Genomic DNA, 18,857 nt, shown 5'->3' with positions numbered 1-18,857 from the left:
CGCCCTTCCGACATTCACCACAGTGCCGAACGGAACCTGAACGCACCCTGAAGTCCTGAAGCGCTCTTCAGGTTCCGGCCCCGGGACGGGCGGAGTTGCAGCCCCGTTTTCTCCACGGACGCCGCAGGCGGCCCACTGGTCGACCACGACTTGGCCACACGGGGTCAGTCGGCACGCACAGCTTCCCCTCCAGGGCCGGTTCCACCCGGCTGGAAGGTACGCGCTCCCTCCCGGAGTCCCGCCGTGAGCATCCGGAGCCCGAACGCGAATCTGGCGTCGAAGTCGAGCAGGGCCGGCATGGGGCTTCGGGCCAGGTGCGGGTAGTCCTCGGCGGAGAGCGTCGCTTGCACTTCGTCGAGGTCCACCTCGGTGCGCCCTTGTTGTTCCAGCGCCTCGCCCAGGACGTAGGAGAAGACGGTGCTGGTGGCCCATACCGCGGCCTCTCCGGTGAAGCCCGCTTCCGTCATCGCGGCCAGAAAGGAGTCGGCGAGCGTCAGGGTGGGCTGCCGGGTGGTGTAGGCGCCGCCTACGATGCGGGCCCCGTCGCGCTGATCGAGCATGGCTGCCCGCAGCCGTCCGGCCAGCACGCCGACGCGGGTCTCCCAGTCCGCCTCGGGGAGCGGGCCGAGCGCGGCGGCCAGTACCGCGTCGGCCATCGCGTCCACCAGTGCGTCCTTGTCGCGGAACAGCCGGTACAGGGCAGGCGGTTGGACCGCCAGGGCCTCGGACAGGCGCCGCATGGTCAGCGACTCCAGGCCACCGAGGTTGACCAGGGCCAACGCGGTGTCCACCACGGCGTCCGCACGGATCGGGCCCTTGCGCGTCCCGGCGCCACTACTTCCCTGCATTGACATGTTAACGATGTTATCACTAGCTTCATTTCCACCGTTGTTAACACTGTTACTGGTTTCTCGGGTAATCCACGAGAAGCCCGTCGGAAGGAGGAGGAATGGCGACCAGCACCGTGCCCGCCGCCGCTCAACCACCGGCCCCGGAGGCCGAGCCGCAGGAAATCCCGGTGATGGTGCGGCAGCTCCGCTGGGAGGCCGCCGGAGTGGTCTCCGTGCTGCTGACCCGGCCCGACGGCGGGCGACTGCCCGCCTGGCGGCCCGGCGCCCACGTGGAGCTGGTGCTGCCCAACGGCATCGTCCGGCAGTACTCGCTGTGCGGTTCTCCCGACGACCTGTCCGGGTACCGCGTGGCGGTGCGGCGCCAGCCCGCGAGCCGTGGCGGATCGGAGTACGTGCACTCGTTCCTGCGGCCAGGTCAGCTCCTGCGGATCCGCGGACCCCGCGACCACTTCCGCTTCGAGCCCGCCAACTCCTACCTGTTCATCGCGGGCGGCATCGGCATCACCCCGATCCTGCCGATGGTGCGTCAGGCTGCCGCCTCAGGCGCGCGGTGGAGCCTCGTCTACGGTGGGCGCTCCGCCGCCTCCATGGCCTTCCGAAAGGAGCTGGCACCCCACCACGATGCCGTCCGCCTCTACCCCGGGGACGAGTCCGGGCGCATCCCGCTGGCTGCGCTGCTGGAGCAGACCGACCCGGGCACGGCCGTCTACGCCTGCGGCCCCGAACCGCTGCTGGACGCCGTGACGGACGCGGCCGCACATCTGCCCCAGGGGACCGTACGCATGGAGCGGTTCAGGCCGCGGGCCAGGGAAAGCACACGCAACGCCGGCGTGCAGGTGGTCTGCGCCCGGTCCGGCCGAACCGTGGACGTACCGGCAGATCGGAGCGTCCTGGACGCGCTCGCCGACGCGGGCCTGCCGGTGGCCGGTTCGTGCCGCGAGGGAGTGTGCGGCACGTGCGAGACCAAGGTGCTCGAAGGCGTTCCCGACCACCGCGACGACATCCTCTCCGAGGACGAGCGGGAGAACGGCGACCGGATGTACCTCTGCGTCTCCCGGGCCCGCACCCCCCGGCTGGTCCTCGATGTCTGACTCCGCACCCACCGGCCGCGAACACCGGACCACCCGCCCGTCCCTCAAGGAGCGCCCCATGGACCCGGCCACCGCCACCCGGCACACCGCCGACGACGACCCGTCCGACGCCCTCTCCGGCAACACCGCCGACACCGCCGTCGAGGTATGGGACCTCCGCGGCCCCGCCCCCGAACACACCGCCGCCGACGCCTACCGCGCCATCGACATGGCGCGCGTCCGGGAGATCCTCGGGTACCCGGAGCCCTTCATCGCGGAGAAGAAGGAGCCGTTCCTCGGCGATTTCATGCGCCGCTTCATCGCCCACAGCACGTTCTTCTGCCTGGCCACCGCCGACGACAGCGGGGCCGTGGACGCCAGTCCCAAAGGCGACCCGCCGGGTGCGGTCCGGGTGCTGGACCCGTGGACCCTGGCCGTCCCCGACCGTCCGGGCAACCGCACTGCCGACACCTTTGAGAACATCACCCGCAATCCGGCCGTGGGCATGGTCTTCTTCGTCCCCGGCGTACGCGAAACGGTCCGGGTGAACGGCGACGCGTTCCTCACCGACGACCCCGGCCTGCTGGAGCGGCTCGGAGCAGAGGGCAAACCCGCTGTCCTCGCGACGATCGTCAAGGTGCGCGAGGCGTTCTTCCAGTGCGGCAAAGCCGTGATCCGCGCCCGACTCTGGGAGAACGACCCCCGGGGCCTGGCCGACTCCCTCACGCTCGGCAGCAATTTCTACGCCCAGGTCACCGCGCAAATGGCGGAAAAGATGGCCGCGAACCTCGGCAGCGAGCTGAGCTCCCTGGAAACGATCGCCGAACACCATTACCGGAACGGACTGTTCTGACGCGCAGGAAGCTGCCCGGCGCGCTCACACCTCAGCGCCGGGAACGCGCAGTCAGCTCGAAGTTCGCCCACGCGAGGTGACGCGGGCTGCGATGCCCTTGGTCTCCCCCGCCTCTTTGACGTGCCTCACCACGCCGGCCCGACGCCAGGGCTTTCCGATGGGGCAGGAGCTGGGGCACCCCTGTTGATCATGATGCTGTGAAGCGTCACCGTCGTGATCGACCCGGGTGGATGAGGAGGAGGCCCGCTCCCCCGCGCGGCGGCGCGGCTCGGTGTCGTGGCCACCTCGGTGTCGTGGCCACCTGGGAGGAGGAGTCGCCTTCCGTCCCGGGCTCGATGCCCTCGGACTGGAATCAGAAGGAGGTCTCCGGCCTCGTACATGACGGCATGTCAGTTCGCGTCGGGGCGGCTCTGAGGCCTAGGGGAGCTGGACTCCGGACCAGGCATCGACTTCGCACTGCCCGTCGGCATTGTTCCCTGCGGTCACGACTGTGCCGTTGGCACGCAGGCCAAGGGTGTGCGTTGAACCGGCCGCCACGGCGACAATGTCGCGCCAATCACCGACTTCGCACTGGCCGTAACTGTTGTCTCCCGCTGCGAGGACCCGTCCGGACGCGGTGACCCCGACGGTGTGGTAGCTGCCCGCGCCGAGTGCCACCACGTCTTCCCACTCATCGACCTCGCACGCCCCGGTTGCCCGGTCTCCCGTCGCCACTGCCCGCCCGTCGGCTCTGAGGCCGACGGTATGGAGATACCCGGCCGAAATGGCGGCTAGGTCACGCCACCCTTCAACGGCACACTGCCGGCGTCGGTTGCTCCCCGCGGCCACTGCGGAACCGTCCGACCGGACACCGACCGAGTGCCAGTCACCACACGAGAGGGCGACCATCTCGCGCCAGGACTGCACGTCGCACTGCCCTTCCGAACTCCGGCCAACTGCCAGCACCCGACCGTTCGCGAGTAGCCCGAGCGTGCGGCGCCAGCCTGCGGCCACGGCCGTGACGCCTCGCCATCCGGCGACATCACATTGCCCCTCGCCATTCCACCCCGTCGCCAGCACCGTGCCGTCCGACCGGAGTCCCACCGTATGAGACCTGCCCGTGTTCCTCGCGGTATGGACGTTTCCGGCTGCCACCGCGACGACGTCTTCCCATCGCTCGACACGACATTCAGCGGCTGCGGTATTGCCCACGGCGAGAACGGTGCCGTCCCGGCACCGTCCGACCGAATGACGCCTTCCGGCCGCCAGCGCCGACGAGTCAGCGAGCATTCCGCCTCCTTGTGCTCGGCGCGAGTGCGCGACATGGGATTCCACCTTACTTTTTCGGACTGGAATCAGAGCGGGATCCTCAGTCGTCGCCGGCAGACGACGGCACAACCGAGTGTGGTGAAGGCCTGGTGGATGTCGCCGCGAGTCTCCCGATGTATGGCCCACAGACCCGGATCGCCTCGACGCGGAACTGGTGCACCGGTGGCTCTCGACGGACGCGTTCTGGGCCCTGGCGCGTACCCGGGAAACCGTCGAAGAGTCGGTGCGCGGCTCGCTGAACTTCGCCGTCCACGACGCCGGCGGCGACCAGGCTGCCTATGCTCGCGTGGTCACCGACCACGCCACGTTTGCTTGGCTCTGTGACGTCTACGTTGCTCCTGCCCACCGCGGCAAGGGACTGGGGACGTGGCTGGCGACAGCCGTTCGCGACCGCCTTGCCCCCTATCGGCTCAAGCGCGTCCTCCTGTCGACCCTCGACGCGCACGGGGTCTACGCCAAGGCCGGCTTCGTCCCGGTACCGAACCCCGAGACCTTCATGATGTTGAGGGCCGAAGGGTGAGGGCAGTGGACAGCGGTAGCAAGTGAGGTCGCCGCCAATGCTGTTGACGGCGAGGAAGTGTTCAGCCCTTGCGTTCATAGCGGCGGTGGGGGGTCGGCACCGAGCCTGCGATGTCGCGGGCCGCGGCGGGAGCGGATCGGCGGTATGCCCTCGACCAGCGGGATCAAGGCCTGCTGTCCTGCAGGTTCGCCCCCCGGGATGGCGACGGCCGGCACCTCGCGGCCACCGGTGCCGACAGCGGCCATCACCATGCGGTCGGGATAGCTACGGCTCACCTCTGATGGCCTGCCCGCAGCCATGCCAGGTAGTCGCCGACGGCTCGCTCGGTGTCGTACTCGGCCTGGTAGCCGGTGTCTTCCTTCAGGCGACTGGTGTCGAGGACCAGGGGCCGTGCGTCGCCTCCGGCGGGGAGGGCGACCCGGGCGTCCGGAACCACTCTTTTGATCGCTTCGATGAGCTGGGCATTGGTCGTGGCGCGGCCGGAACCGATGTTGTACGTACGGTGGTTCAGCTTGTCCGCGAGCTGGAGCAGGGCGATCGCCCTCCCGGTGTCCTTCACGTAGGTGAGGTCGAGCCCGTCCTCGGCGAAGGCCGGACCCAGGAGGTGGGAGAGGTCCGGGGCGGTGCCGCGGGCGGCGGCGTGGATGAGGGCGGGCGCAGCGAAGAACGGATCGGGATGGCCGAGTGGGCCCCAGGTGCCGGAGACCCGATAGTTGACGATGTCGATGCCCGTGGTGTCGGCAAGGAATCCGCCCAGCAGTTCGCCGACCTTCTTGAAGGCGGGTATCGAGACGGGTGCGCTCATCGACAAGGGGGCATCCTCGCGCAGCGGTCCGTCGTTCTCGGCGCCGAAGTAGACCCCGATCGTGCTGGCGACGCCCAGCCGCCGCACACCCCACTCCTGCGCTGCCTGCACGATGTTCAGCAGCCCGTCGAGCGCCTGCCGGGTCGCCGCGACCGGCGCGTGAGGGACAGGAGGCCAGGGATAGGACCCCGCCAGGTGCACGATGCCCGTGATGTCATGGCGTTCGCCGATCGCGAGCAGGGCATCGCGGTCGGCGACGTCCGCCTGCTCGACCGCCACCCGCGCTCCAGCGAGTACGGCCGGGAGTTCACGGGTACGGCGCTGGGCCACGACGCAGTCTTCGCCCAGGTCGAGCAGCGCGCGCACGGTGTGGGAGCCGATGAAGCCGAGACCTCCGGTGACGAGGATCATGACGTGTCCTTCCGGTAGCAATCGTGAAGGTCAGGAGTGGCGGCGAGGCGACGATTCCGACGCACACCCGCCGGGGGCTGCGGAAACACACGCAGCTGGAAACAGGTGGAAGCGCATGCAGGTGCGCAGGGCCGAACCGACTACTTGCTCCGCAACGTCCCCAGCGGATCGGGGTCTTCCTCCAGTGCGGTGACAGCCGCCTTCCAGCTGGTGTCCTCGCGGTGGAGGGCGCTGTGGAGGAAGGCCGTGGAGAGCCGCTGGATCAGGGCGACGCGTGCGGGACTGTCGTCCGTCGTCTCGGCGACCTCGTATCCGGGGATTCCTCCGAGCGAGTGCTCTGCCCCGAACAGCGTGAGCAGGCTCTTGCTTCCCTGGCTGTAGGTGTAGGGGTCGGTGGACCAGTCCGGTCCGCGGTTCGACAGGCGGGACTGGTCCTTGTCGCCGGCGACGATGAGTGCCGGTGTGGTCATGGTGTCGAAGTGCGGCTTCATGAAGGGGAGGTGCTCGGACGCGAACGGGGTGAGGTCGTCGCCCAGGCCGGGCGGGGCGAGGAGCACGCCCGCCGTGATGCGAGGGTCGGACAAGTCCTCTCCGGGTACGCCGTCGGAGCCGAGGATCCGGGCCCCCAGCAGCGTGCTCGCCGTTTGGGCTCCCCAGGAGTGGCCGGCCACGGCAATGCGGTCGCGGTCGAGGCGCCCAGCGAGGCCCGGCACGGAAGCCGCCAGAACGTCGAGTCCGTCCAGCACGCGCTTGAGGTCCTCGATACGGAAGCGCCAGATCCGCGGCGTACGGGGGTCTTCGGCAGGGAGACCGAGTGTCCTGGAGTCGAGGTGGGTGGGCTGCAGGACCACGAAGCCGTGGGCGGCCCAGTAGTCGGCCAGCGGGCCGTAGCCGTGCATTGAAGAGCCGGAACCGTGCGAGAAGACGATGACGGGCAGATCGCCGCCGGTCGCGGGGGCGGAAACGCGGACCTGGAGGTCCTCACCGCGGCCCGGGGCGGACAGGACCACCGGCTTCGCGGAGATCACCGTGAGGGGCGCACTCCCGGTCTTCCGTACGTTCGCGGTCTTCGGTACGTTCGCGATCTTCTGCGCATGCGCGGTCTTCTCGTCGGACATGGAAACGCCTTCCGTTTAAGGGCCGTCGCACTCTTGGGTTCGGTGGGGCCTGCGTTCGATGGCGCCGCAGGCCGGGCGCCGAGTGGGGACCGGGGAGCGCTTCTTCGGCGAAGGTCTCCTGCACAGCCGCGTCGACGCCTGGTACGGACGGTCGCGTGTTCGTCCGCCCAGGTGGCACGTAGCGCGTCAGCGGCCTGGCCGACCGCACGCGCCGTCTGCCATCATGAATGAAACGGAACATCGCTCCGCTAACGATACGGAACACTGTTCCGCTTCGCAAGACCCGTCACGAAAGGAGTGCCCGCGGTGAACGACAGCGGCCAGGGCCCGGGAACCTCAGCCAGGCCCAAGCGCAAGGACGCCCGGCGCAACCAGCAGACCCTGCTGGAGGCGGCAGCCTCGGTCTTCGTCGCTTCGGGCGTGGAAGCGCCGGTACGCGACATCGCAGCCAAGGCCGGCGTCGGGATGGGCACGATCTACCGCCACTTCCCCACCCGCGCGGACCTCGTCATCGCCGTCTACCGCCACCAGGTCGACGCCTGTGCCGAAGCCGGCCCGACCCTGCTGGCGACCAGCACGACCCCCCATGCCGCCCTGGGGCAATGGGTCGACCTCTTCGTCGACTTCCTGGTCACCAAACACGGTCTGGCCGCCGCGATGCAGGGGGACGGCACCGGCTTCGAGGCGCTCCACGCCTACTTCCTCGAACGCCTCCTACCGGTGTGCACCCAGCTCCTGGATGCCGCCACCGCCTCCGGCGAGATCCGCTCCGACCTCAACGCCTACCAACTCTTGCGCGGCATCGGAAACCTCTGCATCGGCGCCGAGAGCGACCCGCGCTACGACGCGCGCCGACTGGTCGCACACCTCGTCGAAGGACTGCGCCAACCGCACTGAACGCGACCCGCACATAGCCGGCAGCCACCCGACGACACGTCGGGCGGACCCGCCCGCCGCGCTGCCGCATGACGTCTCCTCCGGTCCGGGAACGTCAGGTGCCGCGCAGCGCATGGGGCCGGTGACTGGTGGCCGCTGGCCGCTGGCCGCCGAACCCCTCCGGCCCGGGCGAGGAAAGGGCGAACGCGGCGCGTCGGAGCACCAAGACGACACAGCCGTGAGCATCGAGACGGCTGGGGCTATGCGCGATCCGAACGCGGCGTGCCGGCGCGATCCGGGGCCGTCTCGGGCTTCGCGTGGAGGAGGTCGCGGGCTTGCTCGGCGGCGCGGGCGATGCTCTCGGAGACGAAGTCGGCGAAGCGGGCGATGTTTTCGAGGCGGGTGGCGGCCGGGGTGTGGGGGCCGAGGACCCCGACGCCCTGCCGCGCGGTGGCCACGAGGTGGGCGGTGGCGCGGGCGCTGGCCATCATCGACTCGTACCAGACATCGTCGTCGACCACGTAGCGCTCGCGGCGCCGTGCGTCGCGCTCCCGGCGGACGAGGCCCTGGCTCTCGAGGTACGCGATCGCCTTGGAGACGGACGCCGGGCTGACCTGGAGGTGCTGGACGAGTTCGGACGCGGTGAGGCTGCCCGTGTCGGTGAGGGTGAGACAGGCCAGCACCCGGGCCATCATCTTGGGCGTACCCGACTGTATGAGGACGGTGGTGAACGTCTCCTCGTACGCGCGCACCGCCTCGGCGTCGCGCCCGTGGGCCTGCGGGTACGCCTTCGGGTCCCGGGTCGCGGCCTGCCTGTGGCGGCGGGCGCGTTGTTCGGTGGCACGGTGAGCGAGGTCGGCGCGGTAGGCGGTGGGGCCGCCGTTGCGCATCACCTCACGCGTGATCGTCGAGGTGGGACGGTCGAGGCCTCTGGCGATCTCCGCGTAGGCGAGGCCGTCGGCCACTCCCAACGCGATCTGCTGGCGCTCCTGCTGGGTGAGCCTGCCTCCCGGCACTGCCGCCTCCTTCATGGTTCGTATTGCCTCCACGATAGCGTTCACTCTCAATTCATTGCAATGGAGAGCACTCGTTTCGTTGCATTAGCACGGATATCGTTGCAACGATTTTACGGCCTTCACCTGCATTAATGCCATTCTCTCGCAACACACTCGTTGCCTACCTATTGAACGCAACGTAGCGTTTTCCTCATCAGAAACAACGAACCAAGGAGCGCACGATGCAGAAGTTCGACACCCCCGCCCCGGTCTCCGTCGTCCTCGACATCCCCGCGGGTCACATCCGATTCATCGCCGCCGACCGGGCCGACACCACGGTCGAGGTCCTGCCGGCCGACGCCTCCAAGAGCCGCGACGTGAAGGCCGCGGAGCAGACCAGAGTCGCATACGGCGACGGCGTCCTGCGGATCGAGACATTGGCGGCGAAGAACCGGATCCTCGGCCCCTCCGGGTCCGTCGAGGTGACGGTCCAACTGCCCGCCGGCTCCCCCATCGAGGCGAAGGCGGCGCTCTCCGAGTTCCGGGGCGTCGGACGGCTCGGCGACGTCACATTCGAGGGCGCGCAGGCCGCGGTCAAGCTCGACGAGACCAAAAGCGCCCGCCTCACCCTCGCCGCCGGCGACGTCTCGGTAGGGCGTCTGGGCGGCCCCGCCCAGATCAGCACCCAGAAGGGCGACATCCACGTCACCGAAGCCGTCCACGGCACCGTCACACTGCGCACCGAACACGGCGAGATCTCGGTCGGGGCCGCCCGCGGAGTCTCCGCCGCCCTGGACGCCGGCACCGCCTACGGCCGGATCCACAACGCGCTCAAGAACACCGACGGCACCGCTGACCTCACGATCCATGCGACCACCGCCTACGGCAACATCACCGCCCGCAGCCTCTGACCGCCGCGCCGGAAGGCATCCGCACAGCGGATGCTGCACGGCCATCGCCCTGGAGCGCTCACCCGCTCACGCCCCTGCCCAGGGCGGCACCACCCCACTGCTGCCGCCCTGGGCCGCCACACCCCTCACCGCAACAACCACCCACGCCACCATGAAGGAGCACAGCCATGTGCCTCACCCTCTCCGGGCAGGATCGTCGGGACCTGGCGAAGACCATCGAGGAGATCGCCGATTCCGGCTTCACCACGGGAGTCTGGGACGCCGTCAGCCAGGCACCGTGACGAGCCCCCTCTCATAGGCGGTGATGACGAGTTGGCCGCGGTCCCGGGCGCCCTGTCTGGAGAGCAGCCGTGACACGTGCGACTCGGCGGTGGCCACCGGCTGTGCAGTGCCCCACCTCGCCAATGACGGGGCCTGGGCCACCGCCCCCTGCTGTTCGGTGCCCACCGGCCCCGCGTGTTCTCGTCATGGAGTCGTCAGAGACTCCCCTGCTCTCGTCAGGGAAGCGCCAACAAGTCTCCCTCGCCCTGTCAGTGGGTTTTCGATGAAACACGACATGAACGTGATACAGGACGAGGAGCGTGGCCCCATGGGCGCACCCGGCGGCCGGCGCATCGTGGCCGGCGTGAGCGGCTCGCTGGGGAGCCTGACGGCACTGCACCGGGCCGCCGCCGAGGCCCGCGTCACCAGTGCGGATTTGTGGGCCGTACTGGCCTGGGAGCCTCCAGGTGGAGAGATTTCCCATCGCGGCGGGCCATGCCCGGCGCCGATGGCTGCGTGGCGCCGGATGGCGCATGAGCGCCTGCTGAGCGCGCTCGAAGATGCCTTCGGCGGCGCGGGGCCCGAGGTGCCACTGAGGTGCCTAGTCATCCGTGGCAAACCTGGCGATGCCCTGCTGGCGGCCGCCGACCAGCCCGACGATCTCCTGGTGGTCGGGGCCGGAGCCCGCGGCAGGCTGCGTCGGGCGATGTGGCCCTCCGTCGCCCGGTACTGCCTCGCACGCGCCTGCTGCCCGGTGCTGGCCGTGCCCCCATCGCCGTTGCAGAACTCACTCGAGGCTGCGCACCGCCGCAATGCATGGAAACTACCGCTCGATGCCCGGGAGTTGGCGGACTGAACCTGCCACCCGCAGCCGGCCGCGGTGATCGGATCGCGCGCCGTGGCAGGACCTCGACGAGGGTGCGGCACAAGCCGGAGACACAGAGGAGAGACTCCGGCTGATCCGCTGGCACGGCAGGCAAGCGGTGCCGCGTTCGGCGGGACCACACGATGCGCGGGATACGGAGAAGACAGCCTTGCAGCTCAACGCCACGATCAGTCGCAGCAGTCACATCCCGGCCGGTAGCCGCAACGAGCCGGTTCCTGATCCTTAAGCGGCCGACGTCCCGGCAGCAGCAGGTGCGCAGCACCCCTTGCCCTGCCAGGCATCACGACCTTCCCGGACCGCGATGGCCGCGATGACCAGGGCGGCGATCGGGTCGGCCCACGACGAGCCAAGAGTGGCGTTGAGGAGCAGGCCGAGCGGGCCTTCAGAGCCAGCCGTTGCGGCGGAACCCGCGATGCATCAGGAAGCAGGCGCCGGCCATCACCGCGAGCACGAGCGGATAGCCGTAGGTCCAGCGCAGCTCGGGCATGTAGTCGAAATTCATTCCGTACACCCCGCAGACCATGGTGGGCACGGCGATGATGGCGACCCAGGCACTGATCTTGCGCATGTCCTCGTTCTGGGACATGGTCACCTGGGCAATGTTGGCCTGAAGGATCGAATTGAGCAGCTCGTCGCAGGCGGTGATGTGCTCGTTGGCCCGGGCCAGGTGGTCGGCGACGTCGCGGAAGTACTTCCGGATGTCGGCGTCGACCAGCTGCGTCGACTGCTCCGCGAGCAGTTGCAGGGGCCGGTCCAGTGGGACCACGGCGTGTTTGAGCTGTAGCAGTTCACGCTTGAGCTGGTAGATCCGGCCGGCGTCCGCGCCGCCGCGATGATCCGAGAAGACATCGCTCTCCACCGCGTCGATGTCGTTCTGCACGGCAGCCGTGACCGCCAGGTAGTCATCGACGACATGGTCGGCTATGGCATGCAGCACGGCGGAGGGCCCCTTGGCCAGATGTCCGGGCATCGACTCGATGCTTTCCCGCAGCGGCCCCAGCGAGCCGTGCCCGCCGTGCCGGACGGTGATCACGAAGTCGGGTCCGGTGAAGACCATCACCTCCCCGGTGTCCACCACCTCACTGGTGGCCGTGAGCTGGTCGTGCTCGACGTAGGTAACCGTCTTGAGGACGGTGAAGAGCGTGTCGTCGTAGCGCTCCAGCTTCGGCCGCTGGTGGGCGTCAACGGCGTCCTCCATCGCCAGGGGGTGCAGACCGAAAAGTTCCCCCATGCCGGAAAATTCGTCCTGTGTCGGCTCGTGCAGTCCGATCCACACGAAGCCATGGCCGGTCTTGCGGACCCGCTCGATCGCCTCCTGCGCCGGACAGTCCCCGACCTGGCGCACACCGTCCACGTAGACCACGCAGTTCACGACTGAGTTGCCGAGCGGGGACCGCGCCGGGTGGCTGAGGTCCACGGCGCGCGGGCGCACACTCGGGATGCGGACTGCTTGACGAAGGTCGTGGATCATCGACACGCTGGCTCCTACAGGGTGGTACGGCCGCCAGTGTGCCTACCCGGGGAGTACTGGGTCATGGCCGCCCGGCGCCCCTTGCAGCCGGCCTCACCTGCCCTGTGGCCGGTCGCCCACGGCGCGCCGGCGCCGGGATCATGCGTGAGGAACACCACGATGATCGTGATCCACATGATGATCGCCCCAGGGCGAGGAACGTGCCGTACCTCCCCCTCAAGGGCTTCCCCCTCCGCCAGCGGTCCCTCAGGCCTCGACGCCGAGGGCACCCCGGTGGCGGCATGACGATGACCCTTCCGGTTCCCCTTGCCGCCGGTCACCGTCGGCCCGGCCCGACCTTCCCGCCACGGTCGTTTCGCGACCGCTGCCGGACGTCCGGCAGACCGCGTGGCGGCTGCCCAGGAAGCCGAGGGCCGTTCACGTACGCGGGTCTGCTGGGTGCCGCTGCACTCCCGTCATCAGGAAGTCCAGGCCGCGCCGGGTCGAGGCCACCACCGCACGGTCGCCGGCGCGCAGGATCCGGCCGTGCGGCGGGCGCCAGTTGAACCCCGGACGGTCGAGACGGAGGCTGCCGAGGGTGTCCGTCGAGCCGGGCGACGAGGGCTCGACGGCGGTACCGACGGCCAGGACGCGCCATTCGTTCTCACGGAAGGCCTGATGGACGGAGCGGCCCTCCAGCTCCGGGTGACCCCCGACATCGACGGTGGTGAAGAGCAGCGAGCCGCGCTCGACCGGCATGACGCCCAGAACATGGCGGCCCATCATGGCGGCGGCGAAGGAGGGCGCGGCGAGTGCCGAGACGGAGCGGCTGCGGGTGGTGGCGTCGGGATAGGAGGCGCGCATCGTACGGGAGACGGTGGCCGCGAAGTCGTCGTCATAGAGCCGCATCACCACCCTCACCTCGGGATTGCTCTCGCGGGCGGCCATGGCGATGTCGAGGTTCTCGCCGTCGTCACGGGTCAGCACCAGCAGCGATCTGCTCTGGCGGATGCGCGCCCGGTCGAGGACGCCGGGGGCGCCGGCGTCCTCCAACAGCAGGGGAACACCGAGTTCGCGGGCGAGGGCTACGCCGCGGGCGCCGGGATCGCGTTCTATCACGACCACGTGATGTTCGGTGGTCCCCAGTTGGGCCAGTACGCGGGTGCCGATTTTACCGAGTCCGACCAGCACGATGTGGTCGGCCAGGCCCTCGGCCGGCGGATGCCCGACCGATGCCCTGCGGAATGCGTCGGTCGCGTTCATCGTCGCGGCGACCACGAGCGGCAGTACGGCCAGGCCCACGAAACCGGCGATCAGCTGGAGCACCCGGCGGGCGGGCGACTCGTCGGTCGCCGGGTCGCCCATGGTGAAGATGTCCAACAGGGGCAGGTACAGCGATTTCCACAGCGGTCCGGGCTCGGCCAGTGCGGTGGCACCGGCCAGCACCAGCACGATCGCGGCCAGCGCACCGAAGACGGCGATGACCTCGCGGGAGAGGAACACCGTCCACGGCAGATGCGCCAGCCGGTCCCGGAGCCAGGTGCCGTAGCCGCGCCGGGCGCGGGGCGGGGGCTCGGGCGGGTGGTGATGGGTGACCTCTTCCAGCATCAGCCGTCCGTGGGTGAACTGGCAGTGGTAGGAGGTGAAGGTGTCGGGCAGTAGTTGGGTGCCCTCTTCGCCCGGGGTCTCGGGGCTGTCCTCGCTGGCCGGGTCATCCTGGTGGGCGCCGGACAGCACGGCGAGTGTGGCCAGGTCGGCAGGGTGAGGCGGAGTCCGGGCGGGGCGGACCACGCCGCGGAAGACCTGTCCCTCGACCTGGAGCGTGTGGCCCCGGCCGACCGCGGCGGCGGCCACCAGCTCGGGCACCGCGGTGTCGGTGTCGGAGAGCACCGTGGTCGACATGTCCAGTGCCATGTCCTCGTTCCGGCCGAGCGACGACACGGCGCGGTCCAGAAGCCGTTCGAGGTGCTGACCACGCTCTCGGTTGTACATGCGGATGACCAGGCGGATGGTCGGGTTGAGGGTGCGGGCGAGCAGAGCGGCGGTGACGTTGACCTGGTCGTCGCGGTAGGTGAGGGCGAGCGCGGCGGCCCGCTCCACCCCCGCGGCACGCAGCGTCTGTTCGTCCGGACCGGCGGCCACCAACAGTTCGACCGTCGACTGCGGATCACGGTGCAGCGCGGCGATCTCCGGTGCATGCCCCTCACGTCGCGAGGGCAGCACGACCGTGACCGCTTCACCGCACACCGCATCCAGTGTCACCGCCAGGCGATGTGCGAGCCCGTCGTCGCCGCAGATCACCATGTGCCGGGAGAGCCGTCCTACTGGCCTACGCGGATGAAGAGTTGACGTCACATCATCAAGATTGACCGGGTGGCACGTCCGGTTCCTGTGCGCACAACAGTTCGCCGTCAAGGCTGCGTATAGGCGACCGGCTCGGAGCGGCCCGGCTCTGCCGCAGGACCGCCTGGCATAGGGCGGCACGTAAGAGGCGCCGGGTTCGTCGCGTCAGGCGTCGGCTGCGGAAACGGCAGGCGCCGGAGTCTGCCCGGCCACCACCACGCTCCGACCGGTCACTGCCGTAAAGCGGTACCCACCCTTGCGCGTTCGCCGGACAATCGACGCATGGTCTTGTCCTCTCCCGTACGCCTGTGGCTCCTCCCCAACGCTGCTCTCCTGACCGCACTGGCCGTCTGGGGCATCGTCCGCTATCCGCACCTGCCGAGCCGGATACCGCAGCACATCGGCACCGATGGAGTGGACGCCTGGACGAACCGGTCTATCGGTAGCGCCTTCGTGCTCGTCTTCGTACACATCGGCGTCACTGTTCTGCTGACCGCCTGCGCGGAGCTGACACTGCGGGTGACTCCATGTGCCGAACTCCCGGACAGCGTTGCGCCCTTCGGCAACGCGCTGGTGAGGTCGTCGTTCAACAGGCCTCGCACACGCGCCTCCGCCCTCTGCACCGCCCGGGCGTTGCTCGGGCTCAACGCTTGCATAGGCATCTCGCTCTTGGTCGGCTGCGCAGTCCTGTGGCGCTCGGTGCCAGAGCGAGCGGTATCGGGCTGGCTGTTCACCGCGATGACCGCGCCGGTACTCGCCGGGACCGCTCTGACGGTAGCGTCCGCCATCCGCGACCGCCGAGCACCTGCCCACTGAGCTTCAATTCCCCACGCCATCGCAATGGCTGCCCACACCGCACTCCCCGAACCAGACAGACGTTCCCGGGAGGCCGATCTCGTAGCACCCATCCGGGAAGAGCACGGCAGCGGCAGGCCAGCCGGGCGCCTCACGTCCGTGGCCTTCAGGAAATCGAAGAACGGCCACGCCTGGCCCGTGTGTCAGGGCAAGCAAACCGCACCCCATGAGCCTCGGCCCGGGCAGAGAAGGAAGCTGGCCGTTTGGGTACTGCCCCAAGAATCCCTCGTACCGGTTCGCGGTGGGAGAGCACCCCGGCCGCTGAGGGACCTTGGGACAAGGAAAAGCGAGGCACGGGATCCCGCGGGTTCTACTGCGCAACCGTAGAACCTGGGGCCCGAGTACACCGGAGAGTCCGACGCGTCCCCTCCCCCGGTCCGACTCAGGGGCAGCAAGGTCAAAGCCGGCGCCCAGCGCCTCATCTCCGGCGCGAGGCAGGGGGCAGCCACGCACCCGGCGGTGAAGGCCGGAGCGCAGCGGATCGTCGAGGAGTACGAGATCGGTGACGCCCTCGAAGCGATCCGCGCGCATGATGCCCACAAGATCGAACGTCTGGTTCAGGACGTCAGCAGCACACGGAGATCGCCGCTTTGGGCGCGCAGATGCAAGGCGTCACGGTGATGGCGCGCGTAGGCGACGTTCGAGGTAGATCGCAGTGAAGACCGCGACCTTGGCTCGCAGCGCCCAAGGGTCGAAGGGCTTGCTGATGTAGTCGACCGCGCCGGCGGCGTACCCTCGGGCGGTGTGCTCAGGGTCGGTGCCCATGGCGGTGAGGAAGATGATGGGGACGTCGCGGTTGCGGGCACGGCGCTTGATCTGGGCGGCGGTCTCGTAGCCGTCCATCTCCGGCATCTGCACGTCCAAGATGATGACCGCGAAGTCGTCGTGGTCCAGCAGAGCTTTGAGCGCATCCCGGCCAGATCTCACCGTAACGAGCTCCTGGTCGAGCGTTGCCAGCACCGCGGTCATCGCAAGGAGGTTGTCGGACTGGTCGTCCACTACGAGAATCTTGGGCATTCTCGTGTCTGTCGCAGTCGGAAGCGCGACGGTCGGCAACTCGACAGCTTCAAGCTGCCGCTCCAGCAGCTCGCAACGGGCTTCGGCGGCCGCGCGCTGCTCCCTCACCGTCTGGAGCTCCTCCCCCAGCTGGAACACCTGCTGCTGCAGAGCGTCACGCTCTTCCAGCAGCTGAGTAAGGTCGGGGTGGGCCGCCGCAAGCTGGTCGGCGCGGGCGCGTTCGACTTTCCAATCCGCCTCCAGCTGTCCCAGCCGCACTTCCAAGTCGGCGATGCGGTGCGTGCGGTCCAGCAGAGCATCGCCCAACACATCTCCACGTACGCTGGAGCGCCGGGACACCCGGTCCGCATCGGCAAGCTGCTCCTCCAAGACCTCCACGGCATGTTTCGGCATCGAACAGGCGTCGACCGCAGACCTGTAGAGTTCGCGCACGAGTTCCACGGCATCACTCGTCACCGCCGTGCCTCGATGCTCGGCTAGGTCGGCGAGCAGATCGGTGACGACTCTCCACGGAGGTAACCGTGTGCCGTTGAGGTAGCGCGAGAGCGTGCCGGGGTCACGGCGGCGCCGAGCCGCATAGCGACGCACCGACACCTCCAGGCCCTCGAACAGCTCCCGGAGCGCCTGGGCAAGTGCCCGCGACTCCTCCGGAAGATCACTCCCCAGCGGCCGCAATTCACCCACGCTCCGTACCCTCCTGGTGCTGGACCGCCTCGGCCTGGCCTCGTTCGGACTCGGCGACGATGAGCCGGTTGAAGAACGACACCGCCGCGCCTGCTGCGGCGAGCCCGACGAGCACGCTCTGCGGAACGCCTTCGCCGGCCGTCCAGGACAGCAGCGCCGCGACCGTCCCACCGAGCACGGCCAGCAGGAACACCAACGTCGTTCTGAGCGATAGCAAGGGCCGATCCACGGCATCTCCATCCATCCGCCCCGCGCAGGGCGGGAGGTTTCACCCGTGCAGCCGATTGCCGAACGGTTGGCACACAGCATGGAGGGCAGCAGCACCGTTGCATGTCGGGAACGCCCGTGCAGAGCATCCAAGTTGTGCGCTGCCCACGGTCACCCACGCGTGACACCCGTCCTTCATGCAGCTCACAGCCCTGAGGTCCCATGGCGTTGGCGTCGTGTTGCCGCGCAACGTGGGCGACACGAACGTATGCGCGAACTCGGTTCCTCCGTGTCGGTTGACAATCGTCTCTCCGAGGCCATATTTGGCGCGGCCGGGCCTGGTCACCGGATTCCTCGGCCCCAACGGGGCAGGCAAGTCCACCACGCTGCGGATGCCCCTCGGTCTGGACGCGCCCACCACCGGCGCCGCCATCGTCCGCGGCGCCCCGTTCCACCGCCGTCCGCGCGGACTGCGCCACGCGGGCGCCCTCCTCGACGCCGGACAGGTCCACGGCGGACGCAGCGCCGCGGCCCACCTGTCCGCTCTGGCCCGCAGCAACGGCATCGCACGGAACCGGGTGGACGAAGGGATCGTGGACACGCTCTGGCCGCTGCTCACGGCCGCTCTCGCCGTGTTCGTCGTGAGGCGCCGCGTCGCGTGAGTGCCGCAGGCCGACCTCCCAAACGGGTGCACTCACGGCGGAGTTCGTCAGAGTCCGGCGGAGTTCGGCGATGTCGGCGGCAGGGTTGCTTCCAGCCTTGGTCCAGCTGCCCGTTGAGGCTGAGCCTTCGCCGCAGCAGCCGACGGCGTGGCTGCGACACCCGGCGTCGGACGGCAGCCGCGGGGAACGAGCCGGAGGGCTGTCACGGTGAATTCGCTGATCGGTACGAGTGAATACACGGGACGGGCCGTTGCTCAGGCTTGGTGCAGGGGCGCACGGCCGGTAGCAAGGCGCAAGGTACCAACTGCGAGGTCCAGGAGCACACAGTGAAGAACATGCCACGCGTCAATTTGGTGATCGCAGGAGCTTGCGGTCTGCTCCTGGCTGCCGGTGGTGCCTCGCCCGCCCAGGCGTGGGACGGCGGCGGACTGTTCGGCGGCCGTGGGGACGGGGTGTGGAACAGCGACACCGTGGCGAGCTTCCACGCCGGCTTCAGCTGCCGCAACCGGGCGAGGATCTGCATCAACGGCCCGCTGAACAGCGGCAATGTCCGCAACTCGCAGAACGTCCACCTGTCCGGCAACAACAGCAACAGCGGTAGCCCGACCAACGTCAACGGCAACACCAACGACGACGCCGGCGGCACCACCGGAGCCGAGAACAAGACCAGCAACAACATGCAGCACGTCGGTGGCGGCGGCAAGCAGAAGCTGTGATCCGACGCTGACTCGGGCCCCTCCCGGCCCCTCCGGCCCTGGCGCGAGCCGGGGCCGG

At 69.1% G+C, this 18,857-nt stretch carries 17 protein-coding genes and 2 pseudogenes; 9 read left to right on the top strand and 10 right to left on the bottom strand.

Annotated features, from left to right (window positions below; all coding sequences use genetic code 11):
* Nucleotides 1-164: 164 nt before the first annotated feature.
* The gene (locus AB0411_RS13205) at nt 165-854 is read right to left on the bottom strand and encodes a TetR/AcrR family transcriptional regulator C-terminal domain-containing protein (protein ID WP_366417364.1); all 690 of its coding nucleotides are present in this window, start codon (nt 852-854) and stop codon (nt 165-167) included.
* Nucleotides 855-949: 95 nt separating this feature from the next.
* Here AB0411_RS13205 and AB0411_RS13200 point away from each other — a divergent pair, with 95 nt between their 5' ends.
* Nucleotides 950-1,942, top strand: coding sequence for a PDR/VanB family oxidoreductase (locus AB0411_RS13200; RefSeq protein ID WP_366417363.1), 993 nt, complete (start codon nt 950-952; stop codon nt 1,940-1,942).
* A 58-nt stretch (nt 1,943-2,000) separates the two neighbouring features.
* A complete protein-coding gene (locus AB0411_RS13195; protein WP_366417362.1) occupies nt 2,001-2,774 on the top strand; it encodes an MSMEG_1061 family FMN-dependent PPOX-type flavoprotein in 774 nt (257 codons plus the stop codon).
* Between the two features lie 417 nt (nt 2,775-3,191).
* On the opposite strand, the gene AB0411_RS13190 is transcribed toward AB0411_RS13195, so the two are convergent.
* Nucleotides 3,192-4,043, bottom strand: a complete 852-nt coding sequence (locus AB0411_RS13190) for an RCC1 domain-containing protein (RefSeq protein ID WP_366417361.1) — start codon at nt 4,041-4,043, stop codon at nt 3,192-3,194.
* 193 nt (nt 4,044-4,236) lie between these two features.
* On the opposite strand from AB0411_RS13190, the gene AB0411_RS13185 reads away from it, so the two are divergent.
* Nucleotides 4,237-4,602: a GNAT family N-acetyltransferase gene (locus AB0411_RS13185; RefSeq protein WP_366417360.1), complete on the top strand. Its 366-nt coding sequence runs from the start codon at nt 4,237-4,239 to the stop codon at nt 4,600-4,602.
* Nucleotides 4,603-4,873: 271 nt separating this feature from the next.
* Here AB0411_RS13185 and AB0411_RS13180 read toward each other — a convergent pair whose 3' ends face one another.
* Both AB0411_RS13180 and AB0411_RS13175 read right to left on the bottom strand, forming a co-directional pair.
* The gene (locus AB0411_RS13180; protein WP_366417359.1) at nt 4,874-5,818 is read right to left on the bottom strand and encodes an NAD-dependent epimerase/dehydratase family protein; all 945 of its coding nucleotides are present in this window, start codon (nt 5,816-5,818) and stop codon (nt 4,874-4,876) included.
* Between the two features lie 140 nt (nt 5,819-5,958).
* Complete coding sequence (locus AB0411_RS13175) at nt 5,959-6,936, bottom strand: alpha/beta hydrolase family protein (RefSeq protein WP_366417358.1); 978 nt, start codon at nt 6,934-6,936, stop codon at nt 5,959-5,961.
* A gap of 306 nt (nt 6,937-7,242) precedes the next feature.
* Here AB0411_RS13175 and AB0411_RS13170 point away from each other — a divergent pair, with 306 nt between their 5' ends.
* Nucleotides 7,243-7,833 (top strand): TetR/AcrR family transcriptional regulator, encoded by a 591-nt coding sequence (locus AB0411_RS13170; RefSeq protein WP_366417357.1) that lies wholly within the window; start codon nt 7,243-7,245, stop codon nt 7,831-7,833.
* A gap of 239 nt (nt 7,834-8,072) precedes the next feature.
* On the opposite strand, the gene AB0411_RS13165 is transcribed toward AB0411_RS13170, so the two are convergent.
* On the bottom strand, nt 8,073-8,828 hold the full coding sequence (locus AB0411_RS13165) for a GbsR/MarR family transcriptional regulator (RefSeq protein WP_366417356.1): 756 nt from the start codon (nt 8,826-8,828) through the stop codon (nt 8,073-8,075).
* A 221-nt stretch (nt 8,829-9,049) separates the two neighbouring features.
* Between AB0411_RS13165 and AB0411_RS13160 the strand changes: the two genes are divergently transcribed.
* A complete protein-coding gene (locus AB0411_RS13160) occupies nt 9,050-9,718 on the top strand; it encodes a DUF4097 family beta strand repeat-containing protein (RefSeq protein WP_366417355.1) in 669 nt (222 codons plus the stop codon).
* Between the two features lie 556 nt (nt 9,719-10,274).
* Entirely contained in the window at nt 10,275-10,835 is a 561-nt protein-coding gene (locus AB0411_RS13150) for a universal stress protein (protein WP_366417354.1), read from the top strand.
* A gap of 197 nt (nt 10,836-11,032) precedes the next feature.
* Here AB0411_RS13150 and AB0411_RS13145 read toward each other — a convergent pair.
* The 3 genes and pseudogenes from AB0411_RS13145 to AB0411_RS13135 all read right to left on the bottom strand — a co-directional run.
* Nucleotides 11,033-11,240: pseudogene (locus AB0411_RS13145) on the bottom strand (cation transporter); the annotation flags it as partial.
* 7 nt (nt 11,241-11,247) lie between these two features.
* Nucleotides 11,248-12,336 carry a magnesium/cobalt transporter CorA gene (gene corA, locus AB0411_RS13140; RefSeq protein WP_366417412.1) on the bottom strand — a complete coding sequence of 363 codons (1,089 nt, stop codon included), beginning with the start codon at nt 12,334-12,336 and terminating at the stop codon, nt 11,248-11,250.
* A gap of 417 nt (nt 12,337-12,753) precedes the next feature.
* The gene (locus tag AB0411_RS13135) at nt 12,754-14,619 is read right to left on the bottom strand and encodes an NAD-binding protein (protein ID WP_366417353.1); all 1,866 of its coding nucleotides are present in this window, start codon (nt 14,617-14,619) and stop codon (nt 12,754-12,756) included.
* A 321-nt stretch (nt 14,620-14,940) separates the two neighbouring features.
* Between AB0411_RS13135 and AB0411_RS13130 the strand changes: the two genes are divergently transcribed.
* Complete coding sequence (locus AB0411_RS13130) at nt 14,941-15,474, top strand: DUF1648 domain-containing protein (protein ID WP_366417352.1); 534 nt, start codon at nt 14,941-14,943, stop codon at nt 15,472-15,474.
* Between the two features lie 651 nt (nt 15,475-16,125).
* On the opposite strand, the gene AB0411_RS13125 is transcribed toward AB0411_RS13130, so the two are convergent.
* Both AB0411_RS13125 and AB0411_RS13120 read right to left on the bottom strand, forming a co-directional pair.
* Nucleotides 16,126-17,214 carry a response regulator gene (locus AB0411_RS13125; RefSeq protein ID WP_366417351.1) on the bottom strand — a complete coding sequence of 363 codons (1,089 nt, stop codon included), beginning with the start codon at nt 17,212-17,214 and terminating at the stop codon, nt 16,126-16,128.
* Nucleotides 17,207-17,431, bottom strand: coding sequence for a hypothetical protein (locus tag AB0411_RS13120; protein WP_366417350.1), 225 nt, complete (start codon nt 17,429-17,431; stop codon nt 17,207-17,209). The genes AB0411_RS13125 and AB0411_RS13120 overlap by 8 nt, the downstream gene beginning before the upstream one ends.
* Nucleotides 17,432-17,717: 286 nt before the next feature.
* Here AB0411_RS13120 and AB0411_RS13115 point away from each other — a divergent pair.
* Together AB0411_RS13115 and AB0411_RS13110 are read left to right on the top strand one after the other, a co-directional pair.
* Nucleotides 17,718-18,008 (top strand): annotated as a pseudogene (locus tag AB0411_RS13115) (ATP-binding cassette domain-containing protein); the annotation flags it as partial.
* 410 nt (nt 18,009-18,418) lie between these two features.
* Nucleotides 18,419-18,799 carry a hypothetical protein gene (locus AB0411_RS13110; RefSeq protein ID WP_403147771.1) on the top strand — a complete coding sequence of 127 codons (381 nt, stop codon included), beginning with the start codon at nt 18,419-18,421 and terminating at the stop codon, nt 18,797-18,799.
* The last annotated feature ends 58 nt before the right edge of the window (nt 18,800-18,857 follow it).

The organism is Streptomyces angustmyceticus (assembly GCF_040701845.1).
GTDB lineage: Bacteria > Actinomycetota > Actinomycetes > Streptomycetales > Streptomycetaceae > Streptomyces > Streptomyces angustmyceticus_A.
Note: the sequence above shows the minus strand (reverse complement) of the source record. Positions and strands in the feature narration are given on the sequence as shown.

Coding starts and splice junctions, on each gene's coding strand:
- AB0411_RS13130 (WP_366417352.1), top strand. CDS start 14,941: ATGGTCTTGTCCTCTCCCGTACGCCTGTGGCTCCTCCCCAACGCTGCT.
- AB0411_RS13160 (WP_366417355.1), top strand. CDS start 9,050: ATGCAGAAGTTCGACACCCCCGCCCCGGTCTCCGTCGTCCTCGACATC.
- AB0411_RS13110 (WP_403147771.1), top strand. CDS start 18,419: ATGCCACGCGTCAATTTGGTGATCGCAGGAGCTTGCGGTCTGCTCCTG.
- AB0411_RS13200 (WP_366417363.1), top strand. CDS start 950: ATGGCGACCAGCACCGTGCCCGCCGCCGCTCAACCACCGGCCCCGGAG.
- AB0411_RS13175 (WP_366417358.1), bottom strand. CDS start 6,936: ATGTCCGACGAGAAGACCGCGCATGCGCAGAAGATCGCGAACGTACCG.
- AB0411_RS13180 (WP_366417359.1), bottom strand. CDS start 5,818: ATGATCCTCGTCACCGGAGGTCTCGGCTTCATCGGCTCCCACACCGTG.
- AB0411_RS13135 (WP_366417353.1), bottom strand. CDS start 14,619: ATGGTGATCTGCGGCGACGACGGGCTCGCACATCGCCTGGCGGTGACA.
- AB0411_RS13205 (WP_366417364.1), bottom strand. CDS start 854: ATGTCAATGCAGGGAAGTAGTGGCGCCGGGACGCGCAAGGGCCCGATC.
- AB0411_RS13150 (WP_366417354.1), top strand. CDS start 10,275: ATGAACGTGATACAGGACGAGGAGCGTGGCCCCATGGGCGCACCCGGC.
- AB0411_RS13190 (WP_366417361.1), bottom strand. CDS start 4,043: ATGCTCGCTGACTCGTCGGCGCTGGCGGCCGGAAGGCGTCATTCGGTC.
- corA (WP_366417412.1), bottom strand. CDS start 12,336: ATGATCCACGACCTTCGTCAAGCAGTCCGCATCCCGAGTGTGCGCCCG.
- AB0411_RS13195 (WP_366417362.1), top strand. CDS start 2,001: ATGGACCCGGCCACCGCCACCCGGCACACCGCCGACGACGACCCGTCC.